Source organism: Nonomuraea guangzhouensis (assembly GCF_019396345.1).
Taxonomy (GTDB): domain Bacteria; phylum Actinomycetota; class Actinomycetes; order Streptosporangiales; family Streptosporangiaceae; genus Nonomuraea; species Nonomuraea guangzhouensis.
Window position 1 is genome coordinate 72,596 of sequence record NZ_JAHKRM010000005.1, and the last position, 17,582, is coordinate 90,177.

The 17,582-nt window shown below is 70.8% G+C and carries 18 protein-coding genes; 10 read left to right on the forward strand and 8 right to left on the reverse strand.

What is annotated here, in order from left to right:
* Nucleotides 1-49 precede the first annotated feature (49 nt).
* Together KME78_RS66050 and KME78_RS11055 are read left to right on the forward strand one after the other, a co-directional pair.
* Nucleotides 50-553 (forward strand): SigE family RNA polymerase sigma factor, encoded by a 504-nt coding sequence (locus KME78_RS66050; protein WP_308126893.1) that lies wholly within the window; start codon nt 50-52, stop codon nt 551-553.
* On the forward strand, nt 540-1,892 hold the full coding sequence (locus KME78_RS11055; RefSeq protein ID WP_219528737.1) for a hypothetical protein: 1,353 nt from the start codon (nt 540-542) through the stop codon (nt 1,890-1,892). The genes KME78_RS66050 and KME78_RS11055 overlap by 14 nt, the downstream gene beginning before the upstream one ends.
* 148 nt (nt 1,893-2,040) lie before the next feature.
* Here KME78_RS11055 and KME78_RS11060 read toward each other — a convergent pair whose 3' ends face one another.
* Together KME78_RS11060 and KME78_RS11065 are read right to left on the reverse strand one after the other, a co-directional pair.
* Complete coding sequence (locus KME78_RS11060; protein WP_308126894.1) at nt 2,041-5,274, reverse strand: AfsR/SARP family transcriptional regulator; 3,234 nt, start codon at nt 5,272-5,274, stop codon at nt 2,041-2,043.
* Nucleotides 5,275-5,578: 304 nt separating this feature from the next.
* Nucleotides 5,579-6,286 (reverse strand): alpha/beta fold hydrolase, encoded by a 708-nt coding sequence (locus KME78_RS11065; RefSeq protein ID WP_219528738.1) that lies wholly within the window; start codon nt 6,284-6,286, stop codon nt 5,579-5,581.
* Nucleotides 6,287-6,368: 82 nt separating this feature from the next.
* On the opposite strand from KME78_RS11065, the gene KME78_RS11070 reads away from it, so the two are divergent.
* Entirely contained in the window at nt 6,369-7,322 is a 954-nt protein-coding gene (locus KME78_RS11070; RefSeq protein ID WP_308126895.1) for a helix-turn-helix transcriptional regulator, read from the forward strand.
* Between the two features lie 179 nt (nt 7,323-7,501).
* On the opposite strand, the gene KME78_RS11075 is transcribed toward KME78_RS11070, so the two are convergent.
* Nucleotides 7,502-8,095: a MerR family transcriptional regulator gene (locus KME78_RS11075; protein ID WP_219528739.1), complete on the reverse strand. Its 594-nt coding sequence runs from the start codon at nt 8,093-8,095 to the stop codon at nt 7,502-7,504.
* Nucleotides 8,096-8,120: 25 nt separating this feature from the next.
* Complete coding sequence (locus KME78_RS66055) at nt 8,121-8,255, reverse strand: hypothetical protein (RefSeq protein ID WP_281428691.1); 135 nt, start codon at nt 8,253-8,255, stop codon at nt 8,121-8,123.
* On the opposite strand from KME78_RS66055, the gene KME78_RS67895 reads away from it, so the two are divergent.
* The 3 genes from KME78_RS67895 (at nt 8,251) to KME78_RS11090 (ending at nt 10,319) form a co-directional block, all read left to right on the forward strand.
* Entirely contained in the window at nt 8,251-8,547 is a 297-nt protein-coding gene (locus tag KME78_RS67895) for an alpha/beta hydrolase (RefSeq protein ID WP_372454904.1), read from the forward strand. The genes KME78_RS66055 and KME78_RS67895 overlap by 5 nt on opposite strands.
* 118 nt (nt 8,548-8,665) lie before the next feature.
* Complete coding sequence (locus tag KME78_RS11085; RefSeq protein ID WP_219528740.1) at nt 8,666-9,550, forward strand: DUF2268 domain-containing putative Zn-dependent protease; 885 nt, start codon at nt 8,666-8,668, stop codon at nt 9,548-9,550.
* Between the two features lie 10 nt (nt 9,551-9,560).
* Nucleotides 9,561-10,319: a MerR family transcriptional regulator gene (locus KME78_RS11090; RefSeq protein ID WP_219528741.1), complete on the forward strand. Its 759-nt coding sequence runs from the start codon at nt 9,561-9,563 to the stop codon at nt 10,317-10,319.
* Nucleotides 10,320-10,354: 35 nt separating this feature from the next.
* Here KME78_RS11090 and KME78_RS11095 read toward each other — a convergent pair whose 3' ends face one another.
* The gene (locus KME78_RS11095) at nt 10,355-11,323 is read right to left on the reverse strand and encodes an ornithine cyclodeaminase family protein (protein WP_219528742.1); all 969 of its coding nucleotides are present in this window, start codon (nt 11,321-11,323) and stop codon (nt 10,355-10,357) included.
* Entirely contained in the window at nt 11,320-12,132 is an 813-nt protein-coding gene (locus KME78_RS11100) for a PhzF family phenazine biosynthesis protein (RefSeq protein WP_219528743.1), read from the reverse strand. The genes KME78_RS11095 and KME78_RS11100 overlap by 4 nt, the downstream gene beginning before the upstream one ends.
* 71 nt (nt 12,133-12,203) lie before the next feature.
* Between KME78_RS11100 and KME78_RS11105 the strand changes: the two genes are divergently transcribed.
* Complete coding sequence (locus KME78_RS11105; protein WP_219528744.1) at nt 12,204-13,088, forward strand: LysR family transcriptional regulator; 885 nt, start codon at nt 12,204-12,206, stop codon at nt 13,086-13,088.
* 18 nt (nt 13,089-13,106) lie between these two features.
* Here KME78_RS11105 and KME78_RS11110 read toward each other — a convergent pair whose 3' ends face one another.
* Nucleotides 13,107-13,844, reverse strand: a complete 738-nt coding sequence (locus KME78_RS11110) for an SDR family oxidoreductase (protein ID WP_219528745.1) — start codon at nt 13,842-13,844, stop codon at nt 13,107-13,109.
* A gap of 94 nt (nt 13,845-13,938) precedes the next feature.
* Between KME78_RS11110 and KME78_RS11115 the strand changes: the two genes are divergently transcribed.
* Nucleotides 13,939-14,802, forward strand: coding sequence for a LysR family transcriptional regulator (locus tag KME78_RS11115; RefSeq protein WP_308126896.1), 864 nt, complete (start codon nt 13,939-13,941; stop codon nt 14,800-14,802).
* Nucleotides 14,803-14,839: 37 nt separating this feature from the next.
* Here the strand turns inward: KME78_RS11115 and KME78_RS11120 are convergent, their stop codons facing one another.
* Nucleotides 14,840-15,163 carry a DMT family transporter gene (locus KME78_RS11120; RefSeq protein ID WP_219528747.1) on the reverse strand — a complete coding sequence of 108 codons (324 nt, stop codon included), beginning with the start codon at nt 15,161-15,163 and terminating at the stop codon, nt 14,840-14,842.
* Nucleotides 15,164-15,301: 138 nt separating this feature from the next.
* Here KME78_RS11120 and KME78_RS11125 point away from each other — a divergent pair, with 138 nt between their 5' ends.
* Together KME78_RS11125 and KME78_RS11130 are read left to right on the forward strand one after the other, a co-directional pair.
* A complete protein-coding gene (locus KME78_RS11125; RefSeq protein WP_246650914.1) occupies nt 15,302-16,231 on the forward strand; it encodes a radical SAM protein in 930 nt (309 codons plus the stop codon).
* Nucleotides 16,232-16,300: 69 nt separating this feature from the next.
* Nucleotides 16,301-17,512, forward strand: a complete 1,212-nt coding sequence (locus KME78_RS11130; RefSeq protein ID WP_219528748.1) for a cytochrome P450 — start codon at nt 16,301-16,303, stop codon at nt 17,510-17,512.
* Nucleotides 17,513-17,582 lie beyond the last annotated feature (70 nt).

Below are 17,582 nucleotides of genomic sequence, written 5' to 3' on the forward strand. Positions count from 1 at the left end.
TTCGCGGGGTGCTGTGCGTGTTTGTGGTCATGATTTCGAAGGGCGTTCGGTGACGCCGTATACAGACGGGTTCACGGAGTTCGTGGCCGCCCGCAGTACAAGCCTGTTACGTACGGCGTACCTGACCTGCGGTTCGCTGGGGGAAGCCGAGGATTTGCTGCAGACCGCGCTGGAGCGGGCGTGCTTGCGTTGGGACAGGTTGTGCCGTGGCGGTGATCCCGAGCCCTACATCCGGCGGATCATCGTCAATCTGGCGATCAGCCGGGCGCGGCGTCTGGCGATCGTGCAATTGATTCCGACGCACACTCCTCCCGAACTGCCCGCCGCGCGGGAGGACATCGAGTTGCGGCATGTCGTCTTGGACGGGTTGCGGGCGTTGCCGCCTCGTCAGCGGGCTGTGGTGGTGCTCAGGTTCTGGGATGACCTGACTGAGGTCCAGACGGCGAAGGTGCTCGGCTGCTCCGTCGGCACGGTCAAGAGCCAGACGTCCAAGGCGCTGAAACGCCTGCGGGCGCTGCTGGGTGAGGAGGTGGCGAACAGTGCGCGGTATTGAGGAACGGCTACGTCAGGGAATGGCCGATGCGGCGCGGCCGGTGCGGGGGGCGCCGGAGCTGGCCGTACGGGTGCGGGCCCGAGTGGCGGTGCGCAGACGGCGGCGCAGGTGGGCGGCGGGTGCCGCCGCGGTGGTCGCTGTCGTGCTGGTGGCGATCGGCGTCGTGTCGCCGCGCATCCTCGACCGGCCGGACCCGGTCGCGGCCCTCCCGGAGGTGGGGGGTGTGCGGGTCGGCTATGTTCCGGACGGGCTGGGTGTCCCGCAACGCCTGCGGGAGCAGGAGGAAGACGCCGGAGGGGGGATCCGGCTGCGGGGTGAGGCGCTGAGATGGCAGGCCGGCGGTGATTTCCTGCAGGTCTCGGCTTACCGGGCGGATGGCGTCATGCGTGATGCGATGGACATCATGGCGATGAATGTTGTCGACTCGCCGGTCGAGCCGCGATCCATCGATGATCCGGTGTTGTCGGGCGATGGCACCAGCGCGATGTGGGTCGCTGATCACGGCCTTGTGCTGGAGGTCACGGTCTCGGCGGCTCTGAAGAAGGAGCGTGACCGGATCGTCGCTGGGCTGCGGGTGACGGGCTGGAGTCCCGCCTTCGCCGGCCTCCGCGTCATGTACATGCCGGCGGGCATGTGGGTCTCGGGAACGGCCGGCGCGAATCCCGAGGCGCTGACCCGGCTCTGGCAGGGTGAGTCCGGTCGGCATGTCTCCATCGAGGTCGTCTACGGCCGGGCTGCGGCGACGCTGGAGAGGTTGCGTGCCGCTGGAGCGCCGCAGGAGGTGCTGACCGGTGTGCGTCCGGCCTCGGTACACGGCCGGCCGGCCTATGCGGGAGCCACCGGACAGGCGGGTGGGGTGTTGCTGTGGCTGGTCAAGCCGGGAATCGGCGTGCGGGTCAGGGCGGATCACCTGCCGGAAGGGGACCTGGTACGGATCGCCGAGGGCATCCAGTCGCCTCCTGGAGGCCAGGACGGGTCGGTCGACGGCATCGCGGCCTCGTTCGCTGGTCCGGATCTGCGGCCGGGTTCTGTGGAGACCGCTCTGACAGCGCGCTGGCGTTCCAGTACGCGGCGATGGAGCGGGCCGGACGGCGAAGACACTGTCACCGTTTCCGTTCAGCGTGGTGCGGCGGTGCCGAGCGCCACGTGGTGGAGCAGCGTTTCCCGGGGTGAGCCGAAGTCGGCGACCGTCGGCGGGGTGCAAGGGATGCTGCTCGATGCGGGGGCCTCCACGCCCGGCCGGAGGTTCGCCTGGACTCCAGAGTTCGGCCTGGCCATTGTGGTCACCGCTCCCGCAGGTGACCTGGGGCGGATGGTGAAAGGCATCGCGGCGCGATGATGCTGGACTCCCCCACCTGAGCCGATGCCGATCGGTTGGTTCGCGGTCGCGTTGCGTACGCGCGGCGGACCGGTCGGGCCGGTTGGCCGGTTGGCCGGTTGAGTCTGGTCGGTCGCGTTGCCGGTCGGTCGTGCCGGCCGGTCGGTGTTCAGGGGGCGAGGGTGGGGGCGGCGAGTTCGTCGACGGTGGCGATGGTCGCCTGTCGGCCGTGCTGGGTGGCCTCGGCGTGTTCGTGGTCGTCGAGGGCGGCTCGGGTGGCTGCTTCGATGCGGCGGGCGTCGGGGTGGGACAGGTCGGGTGTGCCGCGTATCGCGTCGCCGGCCGCCAGGAGGCGGGTGGCCTGGCGGGGGTGGCCTTGGTGCAGGGCGAGGTTCGCGATGCCGAGGAGGGTTTGGCTGATGGTGGCGGCGTTCATGGAGCGCAGGGCCCAGGCCAGGGCGTCGGCGTGGTGGGTGCGGGCGGTGTCCAGGTCGCCGTCCAGGACGTCCAGGTATGCGTGCGAGTCCAGGAGCATCGCGCGGAAGGACCAGTTGAGCGTGATGTGCTGCGCGAGTGTTTCGGCGCGGGCCAGGTGGGTGCGGGCCGTGGCGGGGTCGCCGTTCCAGCGGGCGAGGTCGGCTTTGAGGTAGGCCATCGCGACCAGTGTGTCGGGCAGGGCGATGCGCTCGGTGTCGCGTTCGACGTCGGCGATGGCGGCGGCGCTGCCTTCGGTGTCGCCGTGCAGCCAGCGCAGCTGGGCCAGTCTGAGGCGCATCAGCCATGCGTCCTGGCTGTCGACGGCTTCGGTGATGACGGCGATGGCCTGTTCGTAGCAGGTGATCGCGGTGCTCAGGTCGCCGCGCCAGGCGGCCAGGCCGGCCAGTGCGGTCAGGGAGGAGGTGATGCCCCATCGCTCGCCGATGGCGCGGAACTCGGTCAGGGCGGCCTGGAGGTCGTGGTGCGCCTCGGTGTGCGGGCGGCCAACGTTGATCAGGGTGAGGGCGCGGTTGAGGCGGGCCATCGCGCGTACCCAGGGGTCTTCGTCGGTGAACAGCTCTTTGGCCTCGGCCGGTGGGTCGGTGGAGGCGCGGGCGTTGGCCAGCATCCGTTCGAGGGGTCCGATGAGGCGTACCACGGGGTGGGGGTGCTGGGTGTTTTCGGTGAGGTGTTGTGCGGTGGCGATCCAGTCGTTGGCTCGGTGTTCGTCGCCGAAGCCGTTGAACTCGAACTGGGCGGCGATCGCGCAGGCGGTGGCTCGTACGGTGTCGTCGACCGGGCCGGGCAGGGCCAGTGCTTGGGCGGCCAGGTGGGCGCCTTCGGCCTTGTGGCCGCTGAGGGCCCAGTGCAGCCACCAGTACCAGCCGGTCGCCGCGACCAGGCGCAGGGCGGTCTGTGCGTCGCCGGCGGCGATGGCGGCGCGGGTGGCGGCGTTGAGGTTGTCGTGGTCGGCGGCGAGCCGGTGGAGCCAGCGTAGTTGTCCGGCGCGGCGCAGGTGCGGGTCGGCGGTTTCGGCGAGTTGGGCGAAGTAGGTGGCGTGGGCGTGGCGGATGCGGTCGTGTTCGCCGGCTTCGTCGAGGCGTTGGCGGCTGTAGGCCTTGATGGTCTCCAGCATCCGGTAGTGCGGTGTGGTGTCGTCGGGGGGCAGCAGGAGGGATTTGTCGGTCAGTGCGGTGAGCAGGTCGAGCACGTGGTCGGCGGGGATGGTGGTGGTGGGTGGTGCTGCCGCGTGGTCGCTTGTTGTGGTGGGGTGGTCGGCGCATACGTGTTCGGCCGCCTCGAGCGTGGCGCCGCCGGCGAATGTGGTGAGGCGGCGCAGCAGTGCGCGTTCCTGTTCGGACAGGAGGTTCCAGCTCCAGTCGATCACGGCTCGCAGGGTCTGGTGGCGGGGTGGTGCGGTGCGGCTGCCGCCGGTCAGGAGGTGGAAGCGGTCGTGGAGTTGGCCGGCCAGGTGGTGGGGGGTCATGGTGCGGAGCCGGGCGGCGGCCAGTTCGATGGCCAGGGGTATGCCGTCCAGTGCGCGGCAGATGCGTACCACGTCTGAGGTGGTGTCTTCGGTGAGGGCGAAGCCGGGGCGGGCGGTGCCGGCCCGGTCGGTGAGGAGTTGGACGGCGGCGCAGGACATGGCCGTGGTGAGGTCGGCGTTCTCGGGGGGCAGGGTGAGGGGTTCGACCGGCCAGAGGGCTTCGCCGGTGATGGCGAGTGGTTCTCGGCTGGTGGCCAGGATGCGCAGGTGGGGGCAGGTGCCGAGGAGTTGGTCGGCCAGGGTGGCGGCCGGGCCTATGAGGTGTTCGCAGTTGTCGAGTACGAGGAGTGTGTCGCGGGTGCGGAGGGCGGCTGTGAGCCGGTCGATCGGCTCGCCCGCCGAGGTGTGGCCGTGGATGCCCAGCGCGGTCAGTATCGTCTGCGGCAGGTCGGTGTCGTCGCTGATCGGGGCGAGGTCGGCCAGCCAGACGCCGTCGGTCATCTGGTGGTGCAGGGTGCGGGCGGTCTCGGTGGCCAGCCGGGTCTTTCCTGATCCGCCGGGGCCGATGAGGGTGGTGAGCCGGTGGCGGCCGATCAGGTCGCTGATCTGGGTGATGTCGTGGTCGCGGCCGACGAAGCTGGTCAGTGGGGTGCGCAGGTTCGTGGGTGGCGTCGCGCCGGTGTCGCGCTTTCGGGTTGGGGTGGTGGTGTTGAGCTGTCCGCGGAGGATCGCGGTGTGCAGGGCGGACAGTTGTGGTGATGGGTCGGCGCCGAGAGTTTCGGCGAGTGCGTGCCGGGTGCGTTCGTAGGCTGTCAGTGCCTCGGCGGGGCGTCCGGTCGCGCACAGTGCCCGCATCAGGGCGGCTGCCAGGCGTTCGCGCAGGGGGTGTTCGGCGGTCAGCGCGCTCAGTTCGGTGGTCAGTTCGCCGGCGCGGCCCAGGTGGAGATCGGCTTCGACGCGGTCTTCGGTGGCGGTGAGCCGTAGGTGTGACAGGTGGGTGCGTGATGCCTGGAAGAAGTCGGTGTCGGCCACGTCCAGCAGGGCTGGGCCGCGCCACAGGTTCAGGGCTTGGCGCAGGGTGCGGGCGGCTGTGGCGGGGTCGTGGGCCAGGGCGGAGTGTCCGGCCGCGGCGAGGCGTTCGAAGCGGGTCACGTCCACCGCCTCGGGGTTGAGTGCCAGCCGGTAGCCGGCCGGATGGGGTTCGATGCGGGCGTGCGGGAGTGTGCGGCGCAGGCGTGAGACGAGTGCCTGTACGGCGTTGACGGCTCCTGCCGGTGGGCGCCGGCCCCAGATGCCGTCGATCAGGCGGGTCATGGGGATGACGCGGTCCGGCTCGAGCGCCAGGACGGTCAGGAGGGTCCGCAGGCGGGCGCCGGTCACCGCTACGGGGCTGCCGTCGTCGGCCTGGACTTGCAGCGGTCCCAGCATCGCGATCCACACGCAACCGATTGTGCCGGGCTCTGGGCATGGTGGGGACATGTGATCGAGGAGGGTGCGTGTGCGGGCCGGGTGCCGCGTCGTTGCGGTACGCGGTGTGCCGGCTGCGGCGGGACGATGTGCTGTCGAGCCGGCGAGCACCAGCCACGTGGTCACTGCCATCCAGCCGTCCGCGTCACGTCCCGACGACCGGGTGACGGCGTTCCGGATCGCCGTCACCCATGTGTGAGGGACTGCACAGGCCCCGCAACGACCGGCGTGACCCCGTACGGGGAGATTCAGCTGTGTACCGGCCGCCGCCTGGGCATCAGAGCAGGGCGGCGAGGTCTGCTGGGCGGGAGAGCATCGGCCAGTGGCCGGTGGGGAGTTCGGTGAAGGTCCATTCGGGGGACGCGATCGGGGCGAACAGCGGGTTGCCGGAGTCGATCAGCTGGCGGATGACCGCGAGAGGCATCGTGGAAGTGATCATGGTCTTGGGGGTTGGGGGGATCTGTTCCGGCCGCGGGATGGACTGGATTGCCGCGCCCCAGGGTTGCGGGGTGGCCTTGGCCCGGATCAGCGCCAGGTGCTCATCGGTCAGGCCGGCGAACTGTCCGTCGCCTTGCTCGAAGTGCGGCACGTCGAGGGCGTACCCGTCGCCGACCTGGGTGCGCCAGGCCTTCTGGGTGTCCGGGTCGTTGAAGTCGATCACGGCCATGCCGGAGGGCAGGGGTGCGGTGTCGATGTAGACGATGCGGCGGAGCCGTTCGGGGTGCCGGTCGGCGACCGCGGTCACGGGGACGTTGGCTCCGCTGTGGCCGACGAGGATGACGTCGTCGAGGCCGTCCATTGCCGCGAGGATGTCGGCGATGTGGGTTTCGATGCCGATCTCGGGTGACAGTTCGCCTGCTCGCTCGGCCAGGCCGGTCAGGGTGACGGGCCGTACTTCGTGCCCGGCTTCGCGTAGTTGCTGTGCCACCTGCTCCCATGCCCAGGCTCCGAGCCAGAAACCGGGGATCAGTACGTAGTTCGCCATGGTCATGGTCCTTCCGTTCGTGCGATGGCTACACGCTAGGCTCGATACCGGACAGGACCCGTCCGGATAAAGAGAGAGATCTGTGTCACAGCCGACGACGCGTGTGCTGGCGATGCTCGAATTGCTCCAGGCTCATCACCGGATCGGTGGTCGTGACCTGGCCGGCCGGCTCGGTGTGGATGAGCGGACCGTCCGGCGGTACGCGGCGCGGCTGGCCGATCTCGGGATTCCGGTCGTCGCCGAGCGCGGCAGGTACGGCGGTTACCGGCTGATGCCCGGCTATCGGCTTCCGCCTTTGATGCTGACCGATGACGAGGCGACGGCCGCTGTCCTCGGGTTGCGGGCCGCGCGTCGCCTGGGTCTGGTGGCCGGGGCGGCCGAGGCCGCCTTGGCCAAGGTTCTTCGGGTGCTGCCGGTGCGGCTGCGGGATGGGGTCGCGGCGTTGGAGGAGACGCTCGACTTCACCCTCGCCGAGCGTGCCGGCGTGGCTCCGGCGGGTCGGGCTGTGCTGACGCTGGCCGCCGCGATCCGCGACCGCCGTCGCGTCACGCTCCGTTACCGCTCGTGGAAGGGTGAGGAGACCGAGCGTGATCTGGACGGCCATGGTCTGGTCTTCCACTCCGGACGCTGGTACGTCACCGGTCATGATCATCGTTCTGGCGAGAGTCGTACGTTCCGCGTCGACCGGATCGCTTCGGTCACCCCGGGCGTGGCGACCTATGACATCCCTGAGGGCTCCGACCCGGTCGGGCAGGTCATCTCCTCGCTGGCCCGGGTGCCTTACTCCCATACCGTCGAGGTCATCCTGCATGTTCCGCTCGCCGAGGCGGCTCGGCGTATCCCGTCTTCCGTCGCGGAGCTCACCGCCGCGCCGGACGGGACGCTGCTGAGCATGCGCGCCGAATCCCTCGACGGCGCCGCCACCATGCTCGCCGGCTTGGGCTTCCCCTTCACGATCACATTCCCGGACGAACTACGTGCCAGCGTCCGCCGTCTGGCCGAATCGCTTATCGATCAGTCCCGAGACCCCGGCTGACCGCCGCGACCCGGCAAAGCTGCCGGAATGGCGCTTGTGGGTTTGGCGGCTGCGGCTGTCATCCCGCTGTCTGCGCCAGTTCTTGAACATGTCAGGCTCCTTTTCATCACGCGTGAACGCCTCGGCGGCATCGGGACCGGCCGGGCGGGTTGGTTGCGCGAGTCGTGGACGGCGCCGGGTCAGAGCGTGTCGTCGTTCGGGTCCGTCGCCTGTTGGAGGAGGGCGTTCAGGTGTTGAAGGGCGCGTAGCTGCGCGGGGTTGTAGAACTCCGCCACCGCGTGTCCCATCACGTTCCCGGCCAGTTCCGCTCCTCGTGGCGAATCCGCCGCCGGGTCGTTCGACCACGGGTGCTCTGCCCGCATCCTGCGGACCAGGGGCAGAATGCGCTCGGCGAGCCGCTCGGTCGTGGCGTCGTCGGCGTCCGGGCGAAGGGTGTCGAACTCGTCATCGGTGTCGTCGCGCTCGGAGATGATCTGACGGAATTCCGCCATGCCCTGCTCGCTGAAAACCGTCGAGTAGACCATGAGCAAGGACTGGTTCGTGTCGGAGAGGCCTTGAACGACGGGGGCGAATTCGGGCGGCACATGTATCGGTGCGCGATGACGCAAGATGACGGCCAGCTCCGCACGCACCCGAGTGAGGCGCTCTATCGTCGCCGCCAGCTCGGCGTCGAGCAGACGGATCGCCTCGTCGTCCGGCTCCTCGTCGGCCCGTCCCAACGCCGCGACCTGGGACAGCGGCACCCCGAGATCGCGCAACCGCTTGATCTGCAACACACGGGCGGACCGCCGACGGCGTCTACCCCGGCTCGCTGGAGGCCTCGCTGGCGATCAACTGCCTGGACGAGGAGCGCCACACGCCGAAGCAGGAGAGCGCGCTGAACCGGGCGTGGTTCAAGGCGGCGCCGTTCACCGACCCCGATCGTCCGATCAAGCAGGCACGCGACGGCTGCGAGCGGTGGCCCGTCAAGCCGACGCTCGGCTACCCGTACGCCACCGGTGTCAGGGGCCTGGCCGGCACGCTGACGGTCTCGGTCACGGGCGACCCCATCACTCCGTACGAGGGCGGCATCAACCTGGCCAAGGCGCTGGGCGGCAGCCTGCTCACCGTCGAGGGCGAGCGGCACGGCGCCCTCCTGGCCGGCAACGCCTGCGTCAACGAGGCTGTGGCCGCTTACCTCATCGCCCTCAGGTCCCCCAAGGAAGGGGCCCGGTGCAAGCTCTGAGCCGGGTACTGGCACGTCGAAGCCTCCTACGATCGGCCAGACGGCAGGAGCTTGCGGAACCCGGACACGACCGCGCTGGTTTGACCTTGACGCTGCGTCAACTTCTAGTCTCGGGGCCATGTCGATCACTGTTCTTGACACCTACTCCGCTATGAGGCGGATCCTGCTGGCCCCGGTCGCGGACCGCGTTGGCCTGCTGCGTTCGATGCTGGAGGCCAACAGGGGCATGTACCGCTACTACCCCGGCGAGGTCGACCTGGTGGCTCTGCACCTCCAAGCGTCCGGGTTCCCCATCGACCGCGACGAGGAGCGTTGCCTCGACGCGCTCGAGACCTTGGCGGCGGCCGGAGCCTGGGAGCGGATGCGACGCGCCCTCGACAACGCTCTCGCCGTACTGGTGGAGGCGACGCCGGGGCTGCAGGCCCCGGACATCACCGTGCTGTTCGTCCTCGGCGATCCGGCTGACCAGCACTTCATGGGGCCCTGCCTAGGATTGACCGGGTTCGGCGGCATCTCGGGCCACATCGCCATCACGTTCTGGCCCTTCCCCGAGAACGTGGAGCGGCTGGAGGCCACCGCCGTGCACGAACTCCACCACAACCTGCGGTGGGCCCCGGGCGGGGTGGTGTGGGACCCGATGACCGTCACGGTCGGCGAGCACATCGTCGGCGAGGGCCTGGCCGACGCCTTCGCCCGCCAGCTCTACGGCGACGAGCTCGGTCCCGCCCGTATCGGTGTTCCGCACCTGCACGACGACGAGGTTTTCGCCAAGGTGCTCACCGGGCTCGACGTGACAGGCATGCAGAACTTCACCGCCTGGGCGCACGGCGACCCCGGCGCCGAGCACCTCGGTGTCACTCCGGTGGGACTGCCGATGGGCGCCGGGTACGCCGCGGGCAACCGGCTGGTCGGCACCTACCTGGCGGCGACCGGGCAGACGGCGGCGCAGGCCCTGCACGCCGACAGTGCGCAGATCATCGCGACCACGCTCGGCCGCGGGTGACACTGGAGGGATGGAGTGGACGATCCAGGAACTCGCGGCGAGGGCCGGCATCACCAGCCGCACCCTGCGTCACTACGACCGCGTCGGGCTCCTGGCGCCGTCCCGGGTCGGTGAGAACGGCTACCGCTTCTACGACGCCACCGCGGTCGCCCGGCTCCAGCGGATCCTGCTCATGCGCGGGCTCGGCATGGGCTTGCCGGCCATCGCCGAGGTCCTGGCCGAGGAGGTGGAGGCGGGCGACGGGCTCCGCGCCCACATCGCCGCGCTGGAAGCGGAACGCGACCGCATCGAACGGCAGATCCGGTCCGTGCGTCACACGCTCGAAGCCCTGCAGGCGGGGGCGGAACCACGGATGGACGTCATGTTGGCGGGGTTCAACGACCATTACAAGGACGAGGTGGTGTCACGCTGGGGCGAGCGCGCGTTCCAGGTGAGCAACGACTGGTGGCACGGCAAGACTCTTGACCAGCAGCGGGCCTGGAAGCGCGCCGCCGAGGACCTCGTCGCCGCATGGGTCGCCGCGGTGCAGGCCGGGGCCGCTCCGACATCGGAACGCGCCCAGTCACTGGCTGCCCGGCATGTCCAGTGGCTGAGCCAGATCCCGGGTACCCCCACGGCCGAGGGCGAGCGGGAGTGCTCGATCGAGATGGTGAAAGGCCTGGGCGACATGTACGTCGACGACCCCCGCTTCGCCGGCATGTACGACGACGCCGCGGGGGCGAGGTTCGTCCGCGACGCCCTGCAGGCGTACGCGCGCACCCGGATGTAGATGCCGGGCCCGCGACGGCACGGCTGCGCGGACGATCACGCGAGGTCGTGTGCCGATGCGGGCGCGGGCCGTTCGGGCGGGCCGTGTTCCAGCAGGCGCAGCGCGGTCTCGGCGGCGACGAGGTCCTGGATGCCGAGCCCGACCAGCTTGGCGATCGTGATCTGGGACCGGTCGGCTCGCCCTGGATGGCGGCCGAGCAGGAGCTCGCCCAGCTCGGCGTCGACGTCGGCGCCCGCGGCCCGCAGGTCGCCCGCGAACTGCCGCGCGGCCTGCCGGCTGTCGGCCACCACCAGGTCGGCCCGGTGGAAGCAGGCCGCGTCCAGCTCGGCCTTGGCCGGGTCGTCCGCCCCCACGGCGGTGACGTGCTGGCCGGGCCGCAGCCACTGTCCGGCGAGGATCGGTGTCGTACTGCTCGTCGCGGTCACGATCACGTCGGCCTGGCGCACCGCCTGCTTCGCGTCGCTCGCGGCACGCACGAGCCGGTCAGGGAGCCGGGCGGCGAGCGCGGCGCACACGGCCGTCGCCGCCGACTCCCGCCGCCCCCAGACGATCACCTGCTCGATGGGGAGCACGGCGCACGTCGCGAGCGCCTGCAGGTAGGCCTGCGCCCCGGTTCCCGCGACGGTCAGCACCGCGGCGTCCGGCCGGGCCAGCGCACGGGCCGCCACGGCTCCGGCCGCGGCGGTCCGCACATCGGTGAGGTGGTGCTCGTCTCGCAGGAGGGCCAGGGGCGCGCCGGTGCGGGCATCCAGCGCGGCGATGAAGCCGCCGGTCGGCGGCTGGGCGGCGGCGAACCAGGTGGCCACCTTGACGGTGAAGATGGATCGGCCCGGCATGCACGCGGACTTGACGTGCGCGTCGCCCTGGTCTCCGGCGGGCCGCAGGATCTGGATCGGCGCCTGGCCGCGGCCCTGGCTGAACTCGGCGAAGATCTGCGCCACCGGTTCGATGAGGTCGGCGAAGCCGACGGCGCGCCGCAGGGCGGGGGCGTCGAAGACTTTCACGGCAGCTCTCGCAGCGTGCCGGTGCCGACCATCGCGACGGTGCCGCCGACGGTGACGCGGTCCTCATGCGGCGTCACCAGGATGCGGCTCGGCCTGCCGACGAAACGCCCCTGCGCCAGAGCGAACTCCTGGCCTGCCGCGACGCGGCCGTTGCGCAGCAGGTACGCGCCGATGCAGCCGGCCGCGCTGGCGGTGGCCACGTCCTCGATGACGCCGTCGTTGTTCCAGTGCCTGCCTTCCAGGCGGTCGGCGTCCAGCAGGTAGGCGAACTGGGCCGCGCGCTGCTGAAGGAAGAGGTCGAAGTCCGGCCGGGAAATGCGGGCGCGGGCCAGGGCGTCGCCGGCGACGGGCACGATCAGGTACGGCAGGCCGGTGGAGACCACCTGGAGCGGCAACCTTCCATCGAGGTCGCCGGGCGCCAGGCCGAGGGCGGCGGCGACGCCTTCGGCCGGGACCGCGTCGCGGACGAACCTCGCGCCTTGCTGGTCCATCACCGCGGTACGCCCGGAGGTGGTCACGCGGACGGTCCCGGCCGCGAGCTCGAAGGCCCACTCGGCCTGGCCGGACAGCTCGTGCAGGACGGCGGCGGCACCGAGAACCGGATGACCGGCGAACGGCAGTTCCTCGAACAGGTCGAAGATCCTGATCCGCCGGCCGCCCCAGACGAAGACCGTTTCGAAGTGACGCAGTTCCTGGGTGATGGCGAGCATCTGCCGCGCGTCCAGCGGTGGCGGATCCACGAAGACCGCCAGGCTGTTGCCGGTGTAGGGACGGTCGGCGAAAACGTCGACGTGGTGGTAAGTGAGCACGTCACGACAGTAAGGACTGCCCTGGCCCATAGGGAACCGCAATATTTCAATGTCCTCCATAATGGACGGTTATGTCCAGGGATTTTCAGACGGCTGATCTCCGTTCCTTCTCCGCGACCGTACGAGCCGGAAGCATCACCAGGGCCGCCGCCGCCCTGCGACTGAGCCAGCCCGCGGTGAGCCAGCGGATCCAGCGGCTGGAGCAGGCGGCCGGAGAGCGCCTGCTGATCAGGGACACGAGCGGGGTCAAGCTCACCACGGCGGGCGAGGTCCTGCTCGCGTACGCCGAACGGATGCTGGCCCTGCACGACGAGGCACAGTCGATGGTCACCGGCGGCAGCACCGCCTCGGCCGGCCGGCGCACGATCGGCCTGCTGGAAGACCTGGCGATCACCACCTTGCCCGGCACCCTGGCCGACTTCGCCGCCCTGCATCCCCACGTCGAGCTGGAGGTGACCGTCAGCTCGGCGGCCACGCTGCGCCGCCTGGCCGACAAGGGCCGGCTGGACCTGGTCTTCGGCGACCCCACCGTGATGCCGGAGGCGGCCGTGCGCTGGCAGCGGCAGGTTCCGCTCTCCTGGGCCTGCGCGCCGGGCTTCGACGTCACCGCTGATCCGCTGCCGCTGGTGATGTTCTCGCCACCGTGTCAGTGGCGCCAGCCGGTGCTGGACACGCTCGGCCGCCACGGCCGCCGATGGCGCATCGTCTTCCAGAGCACCAGCCTGCCGGTCGTCCAGTCGGCGATCTCCGCCGGCATCGGGCTCGGGTCGCTGCTCGCGGACAACCTTCCCGCGGCGGCGGCGCGCCCGTCCGAGGACCTGCCGCCCGCGCCGCTGGTGGACATCGCCATCGCCCGGCGGGCGGGCACCGACACCGACGCCGCCCTCACCAGCCTGGAGCGGCTCCTGCGCCGAGCCGCGCACAACACCCTTCCCCATGAGGCGCCTGCTCGATGAGGTGAAACAGGTCCGGGGTCACCAGGGGATGACGCCGTCGTCGTCGAAGAACGAACCGCTCGGGCCGCCGTCGGGCAGTGTGGCGAGCCGGATCGCCGTGGCCGCGCCCTGCTCAGGGGTGCGGGGCCCGTGGAAGCCGGTGAAGTCGGTCGCGACCAGGCCCGGGCAGGCGGCGTTGATCAGGATGTTCGTACCGGCGAACTGCCGGGCGTAGTGCACGGTGACGGCGTTGAGGAACGACTTCGACGGCGCGTAGGCCGCCATGATGGGGCCGATCTCGATGCCCGGGTCCGCCTGCCGGGTCAGGGAGGCCACGGCACTGGAGACGTTGACGATCCGTGGCGAGGCCGAGCGCCGCAGCAGCGGCAGCATCGCGTTGGTCACCCGGATGACACCGATGACGTTGGTCTCCACGACCGCGCGGACCACGCTGAGGTCGAGCGTGGTCGGGTCCTGCGCCCAGCCCGGCCCCATCTGTCCTGAGATGCCGGCGTTGTTCACCAGGACGTCCAGGCGCCCGGCCTGCCGGCCGATCAGTGCCGCGGCGTCGGTGACGCTCTGGTCGCCGGTCACCTCCAGCGGCACCCCGAACGCCTCCACCCCGGCCGCGCGCAGCTTCTCGACGGCGCTCTCGCGCCGGGCCTCATCCCGGGCTCCCACGCCCACGCGGTACCCGAGGGCGCCCAGCCCGGCCGCGATCTCGTACCCGATCCCCTTGTTCGCGCCGGTCACCAGCGCGATCTTCGTTTCGCTCATGCCGTTGATGTTCGCTCGCGGACGAGCGGCGCGGCCAACACCGATACAGTGCCCTGTCATACCTGGCAGGTATCACTGCGGTACGGTGTGGCCCGTGGACACCGTGGAGACCCGCGAGCTGAGGTATTTCATCGCCGTCGCCGAGGAACTGCACTTCGGCCGCGCCGCCGAGCGCCTCGGCATGGCCCAGCCACCGCTGTCGCGGGCGATCCAGCAGCTTGAGCGGCGCCTCGGCGTCTCCCTGCTGGAACGTAACCGCCGCGGTGTCTGCCTGACCGGCGCCGGACAGGTGCTGCTGCACGAGGGCCGCGCAGCCCTCGACGCGAGCACCGCTGCCGTTCGCCGTACCCGTCGCGCCGGTGGCGCTGACAGTCCGGGTGGCCCCCGCGATCGCCTGGTGCTGGCAGCGAAAGCCGGCGCGTCGCACGAGCTGCTGCAGAAGCTTCTCGACGCCTACGCGGCCGAGCCCGATGCCGCCGAGATCGAGGTGCTGCCGTGCGGCATTTGCGAGCAGGAAGGGCTGCTGCGCGATGGCCGCGCTGATGTGGCGCTCATGCACAAGCCGTTCAACTCCCTCGCCGGGTTCGACAGCGAGGAACTCCTGACCGAGGGGCAGGTCGCCATCCTGCCCGCCAAGCACCCCCTCGCCGCGCGCAAGACGTTGTCCCTGGCCGACGTCAGCGACATCCCCGATCTTCCGCTCGCCCGCTGGCCCCGCCACGGCACCTACCCGCCCGGCCTGGGCCCCGAGGTCCACGACCAGACGCAGCTGGCCCAGCTGATCGCCCTCGGACGCACCGTGGCCGTCATCCCCGACTCCGCCCGCGCCTGGCTGTGGGCCGAGCACACCGCTGTCCCCCTGACCGACGCACCTCCCGTCGTCACCTACATCGCCTGGCCCGCGCACAGCCGCTCCCTCGCCCTGGCCGGGCTGATCCGCACGGCCACACGGCTATGACCGCTCGCGCCGTAGAAGCGGCGGTCAGAAGCGGCGGTCAGTGGGCGCCGGCGAGGTTGAGGACGATGACGCCGCCGATGATGAGCACGATGCCGCCGATCTTGAGGGGGGTGAGGGTCTCGCCCAGGAAGGCGGCGCCGATGAGGGCGATGGCGGCGGTGCCGGCGCCGGACCAGACGGCGTAGGCGGTACCGACTTCGAGCTGCATCTTCAGGGCGCGGGCCAGCAGGACGAAGGAGAGCAGGTAGCCGATGGCCACGACGGCGCCCCAGCCGAGGTGGCTCAGGCCGTTGCTGAGTTTGAGCGCGGTGGTCGCGATGACCTCGGCCGCGATGGCGAACGCGAGCAGCAGCCAGGCCATGGTGAAGCCCTCCCCCGATGTGGTGGTACGTCTGGCTGCCCAGCCTAGGGGGCCGCTCCCCCGGTGTGGGGAAGCGCTTGAAAAGGGAGTCGAATACGTGTTCCACTGTGGGGTGTGGGTTGGGACGCGCTTTCGTTGGTGGACGCCGCAGACGACCGCCCGGTGATCGAGCGGCGGGCGGTGCTGCGTGACGGCTTCTACGAGACGCAGGCCCGCACGATGATCGAGCGGGTGCCGCAGACCGCGGGCATCGCCCAGCGGTGGGCCGTCTCCCCCTACCGTGGCTGCGCCCATGCCTGCCGTGGCTGCGGCGCCCGCGCGGGTCATCGCCGGCTGGGGCTGGACGCGGGGCGTGATTTCGACACGCGGATCGTGGTGAAGGCCAACGCGGTGTCGCGGTTGCGGGCCGAGCTGGGCCGCTGGGGTGGTGAGGCGCTGGCGGTCGGGGTCGGGGGCGACTGTTACCAGCAGGCGGAGGCGACATACCGGTTGATGCCGGGCATCGTGGAGGCGCTCGGTGCGGCGGCGGTGCCGTTCACCGTCTACACCAAGAGCCCGCTGGTGCTGCGTGACGCGGCGCTGCTGGCGCGGGCGGGGGCGCAGGTGGCGATCTCGATCGCGTTCGTCGACGAGCGGATCCGGCGGGCGGTCGAGCCGGGCGCGCTCGGCGCGCAGGCACGGCTGGAGCTGGTGTCGGCGCTGGTGGAGGCGGGGGTGTCGTGCCGGGTGCTGATGGCTCCGGTGCTGCCGCTGCTGAGTGACGGGGCCGATCAGCTGGCGGCGACGGTACGCCGGATCGCGGCCGCGGGGGCCGGCGCGGTGGAGCCGGTGGTGTTGCGGCTGCCGCCGGGGACGCGGCAGTGGTATCTGGCGTGGCTGGGTGAGGCGCATCCGCATCTGGTGGAGCGCTATGAGGAGCTGTATGACCGGGCGGGGCTGCCCGCGGCCGGCTATGAGGAGCGGATCACGGGGCAGATCGGGCAGTTGTGCCGGGTGTACGGCATGCGGCCCGGGCCGCCGGAGCCGCCGGAGCGGGAGCCGAGGTTCCCGCAACTGGCGCTGGTCTGACCGCCCGAGGTTTAAGGCCGCTGCCTTAGAATCTTGGTGTCCCGTCAGCCAAGCAGGAGGGCACCCGTCATGACCGCCGAATCCGTCTCCCGTTACCCCTTCGACCGGGCCGAGGCTCTGCAGCCGCCCGAGGAGTGGGCGCAGTTGCAAGCGCGGTGTCCCGTGGCGCACGTACAGCTGCCCAGCGGCGACACGGCCGGCCTGATGACCCGCTACGACGACGTGCGGCTGCTGCTGACCGACCCGCGCTTCAGCCGCGGCGGGGAAGGTGCCGCGCGGGTGTCCACCACGGCCGACGGCGGGATCTTCGCCCGCCGCAGGGCCAGCGCGATGTCGATCGCGGGTGAGGGGCACCGGCGGTGGCGGCGGCTGCTCAGTCCGTCGTTCACCATCCGCAAGATCGAGGCGTGGCGGCCCCGGGTGCAGCGGATGGCCGATGAGCTGGTGGACGGCATGCTGGCCGGCTCCTCCCCGGCCAACCTCTCGCGTGAGCTGGGGCTGCCGCTGCCCGTGCGGGTCATCTGCGCGCTGGTGGGGGCGCCGAGTGAGGATCAGGACAAGTTCGCCTACTGGTCTCAGGTCATGCTGACCTTGACCCGCTATGAGCAGGCCGAGGTGGAGCGGGCGTATGAGGAGTTCGGGGCGTATGTCTCGAAGCTGGTGGAGGACAAGCGTGCGGCGCCGGGCGATGACATGCTCAGCGAGCTGACGCAGATCTCCGACAGCCAGGACGGCCGGCTCAGTCACGAGGAGCTGATCGCGACCGTGCAGGCGCTGCTGCTGGCCGGGCACGAGACCACCTCGAACATGATCGCGATCATGGTGGCGATGCTGCTGGCCGAGCCTGAGCGGTACGCGGCCGTGGTCGAGGATCCGGACCTGATCGCGGGCACGGTGGAGGAGGTGCTGCGGCTGGACAGCACGCTCAGCGTGATCGGGATGCCCCGGGTGGCCACCGAGGAGGTCGACTTCGACGGGGTGGCGGTCAGCGCGGGCACGACGCTGATCCCGTGCCGGCCGGCGGCCAACCGGGATCCGCGCAAGTTCCCCGATCCCGACCGGTTCGACGCGCGCCGCGACAACGCCGGCCAGCACCTGGCCTTCGGCGCGGGGCCGCACTTCTGCCTCGGCCAGCCGCTGGCGCGGATGGAGCTTCAGGTCGTGCTGGGCACGCTGGTGCGGCGGCTGCCGGGGCTGGGGCTGCGGGACGCGCCGGGTGATCTGCGGCTGCGTACGGGGCTGCTGTCCGGCGGGCTGCAGGACGTGTGGGTCACCTGGTGAAGCGGGCTGACCTGGCCTGATATCGGAGGCGATATCAGCGGGCGGCCCATATCGGTCTTGGACGTCATGA

Excerpts from the sequence above, each read along its gene's own strand:
- KME78_RS11085 (WP_219528740.1), top strand. The coding sequence starts at position 8,666 with ATGTCGATCACTGTTCTTGACACCTACTCCGCTATGAGGCGGATCCTG.
- KME78_RS11090 (WP_219528741.1), top strand. The coding sequence starts at position 9,561 with ATGGAGTGGACGATCCAGGAACTCGCGGCGAGGGCCGGCATCACCAGC.
- KME78_RS11065 (WP_219528738.1), bottom strand. The coding sequence starts at position 6,286 with ATGGCGAACTACGTACTGATCCCCGGTTTCTGGCTCGGAGCCTGGGCA.
- KME78_RS11130 (WP_219528748.1), top strand. The coding sequence starts at position 16,301 with ATGACCGCCGAATCCGTCTCCCGTTACCCCTTCGACCGGGCCGAGGCT.
- KME78_RS11110 (WP_219528745.1), bottom strand. The coding sequence starts at position 13,844 with ATGAGCGAAACGAAGATCGCGCTGGTGACCGGCGCGAACAAGGGGATC.
- KME78_RS11120 (WP_219528747.1), bottom strand. The coding sequence starts at position 15,163 with ATGGCCTGGCTGCTGCTCGCGTTCGCCATCGCGGCCGAGGTCATCGCG.
- KME78_RS11105 (WP_219528744.1), top strand. The coding sequence starts at position 12,204 with ATGTCCAGGGATTTTCAGACGGCTGATCTCCGTTCCTTCTCCGCGACC.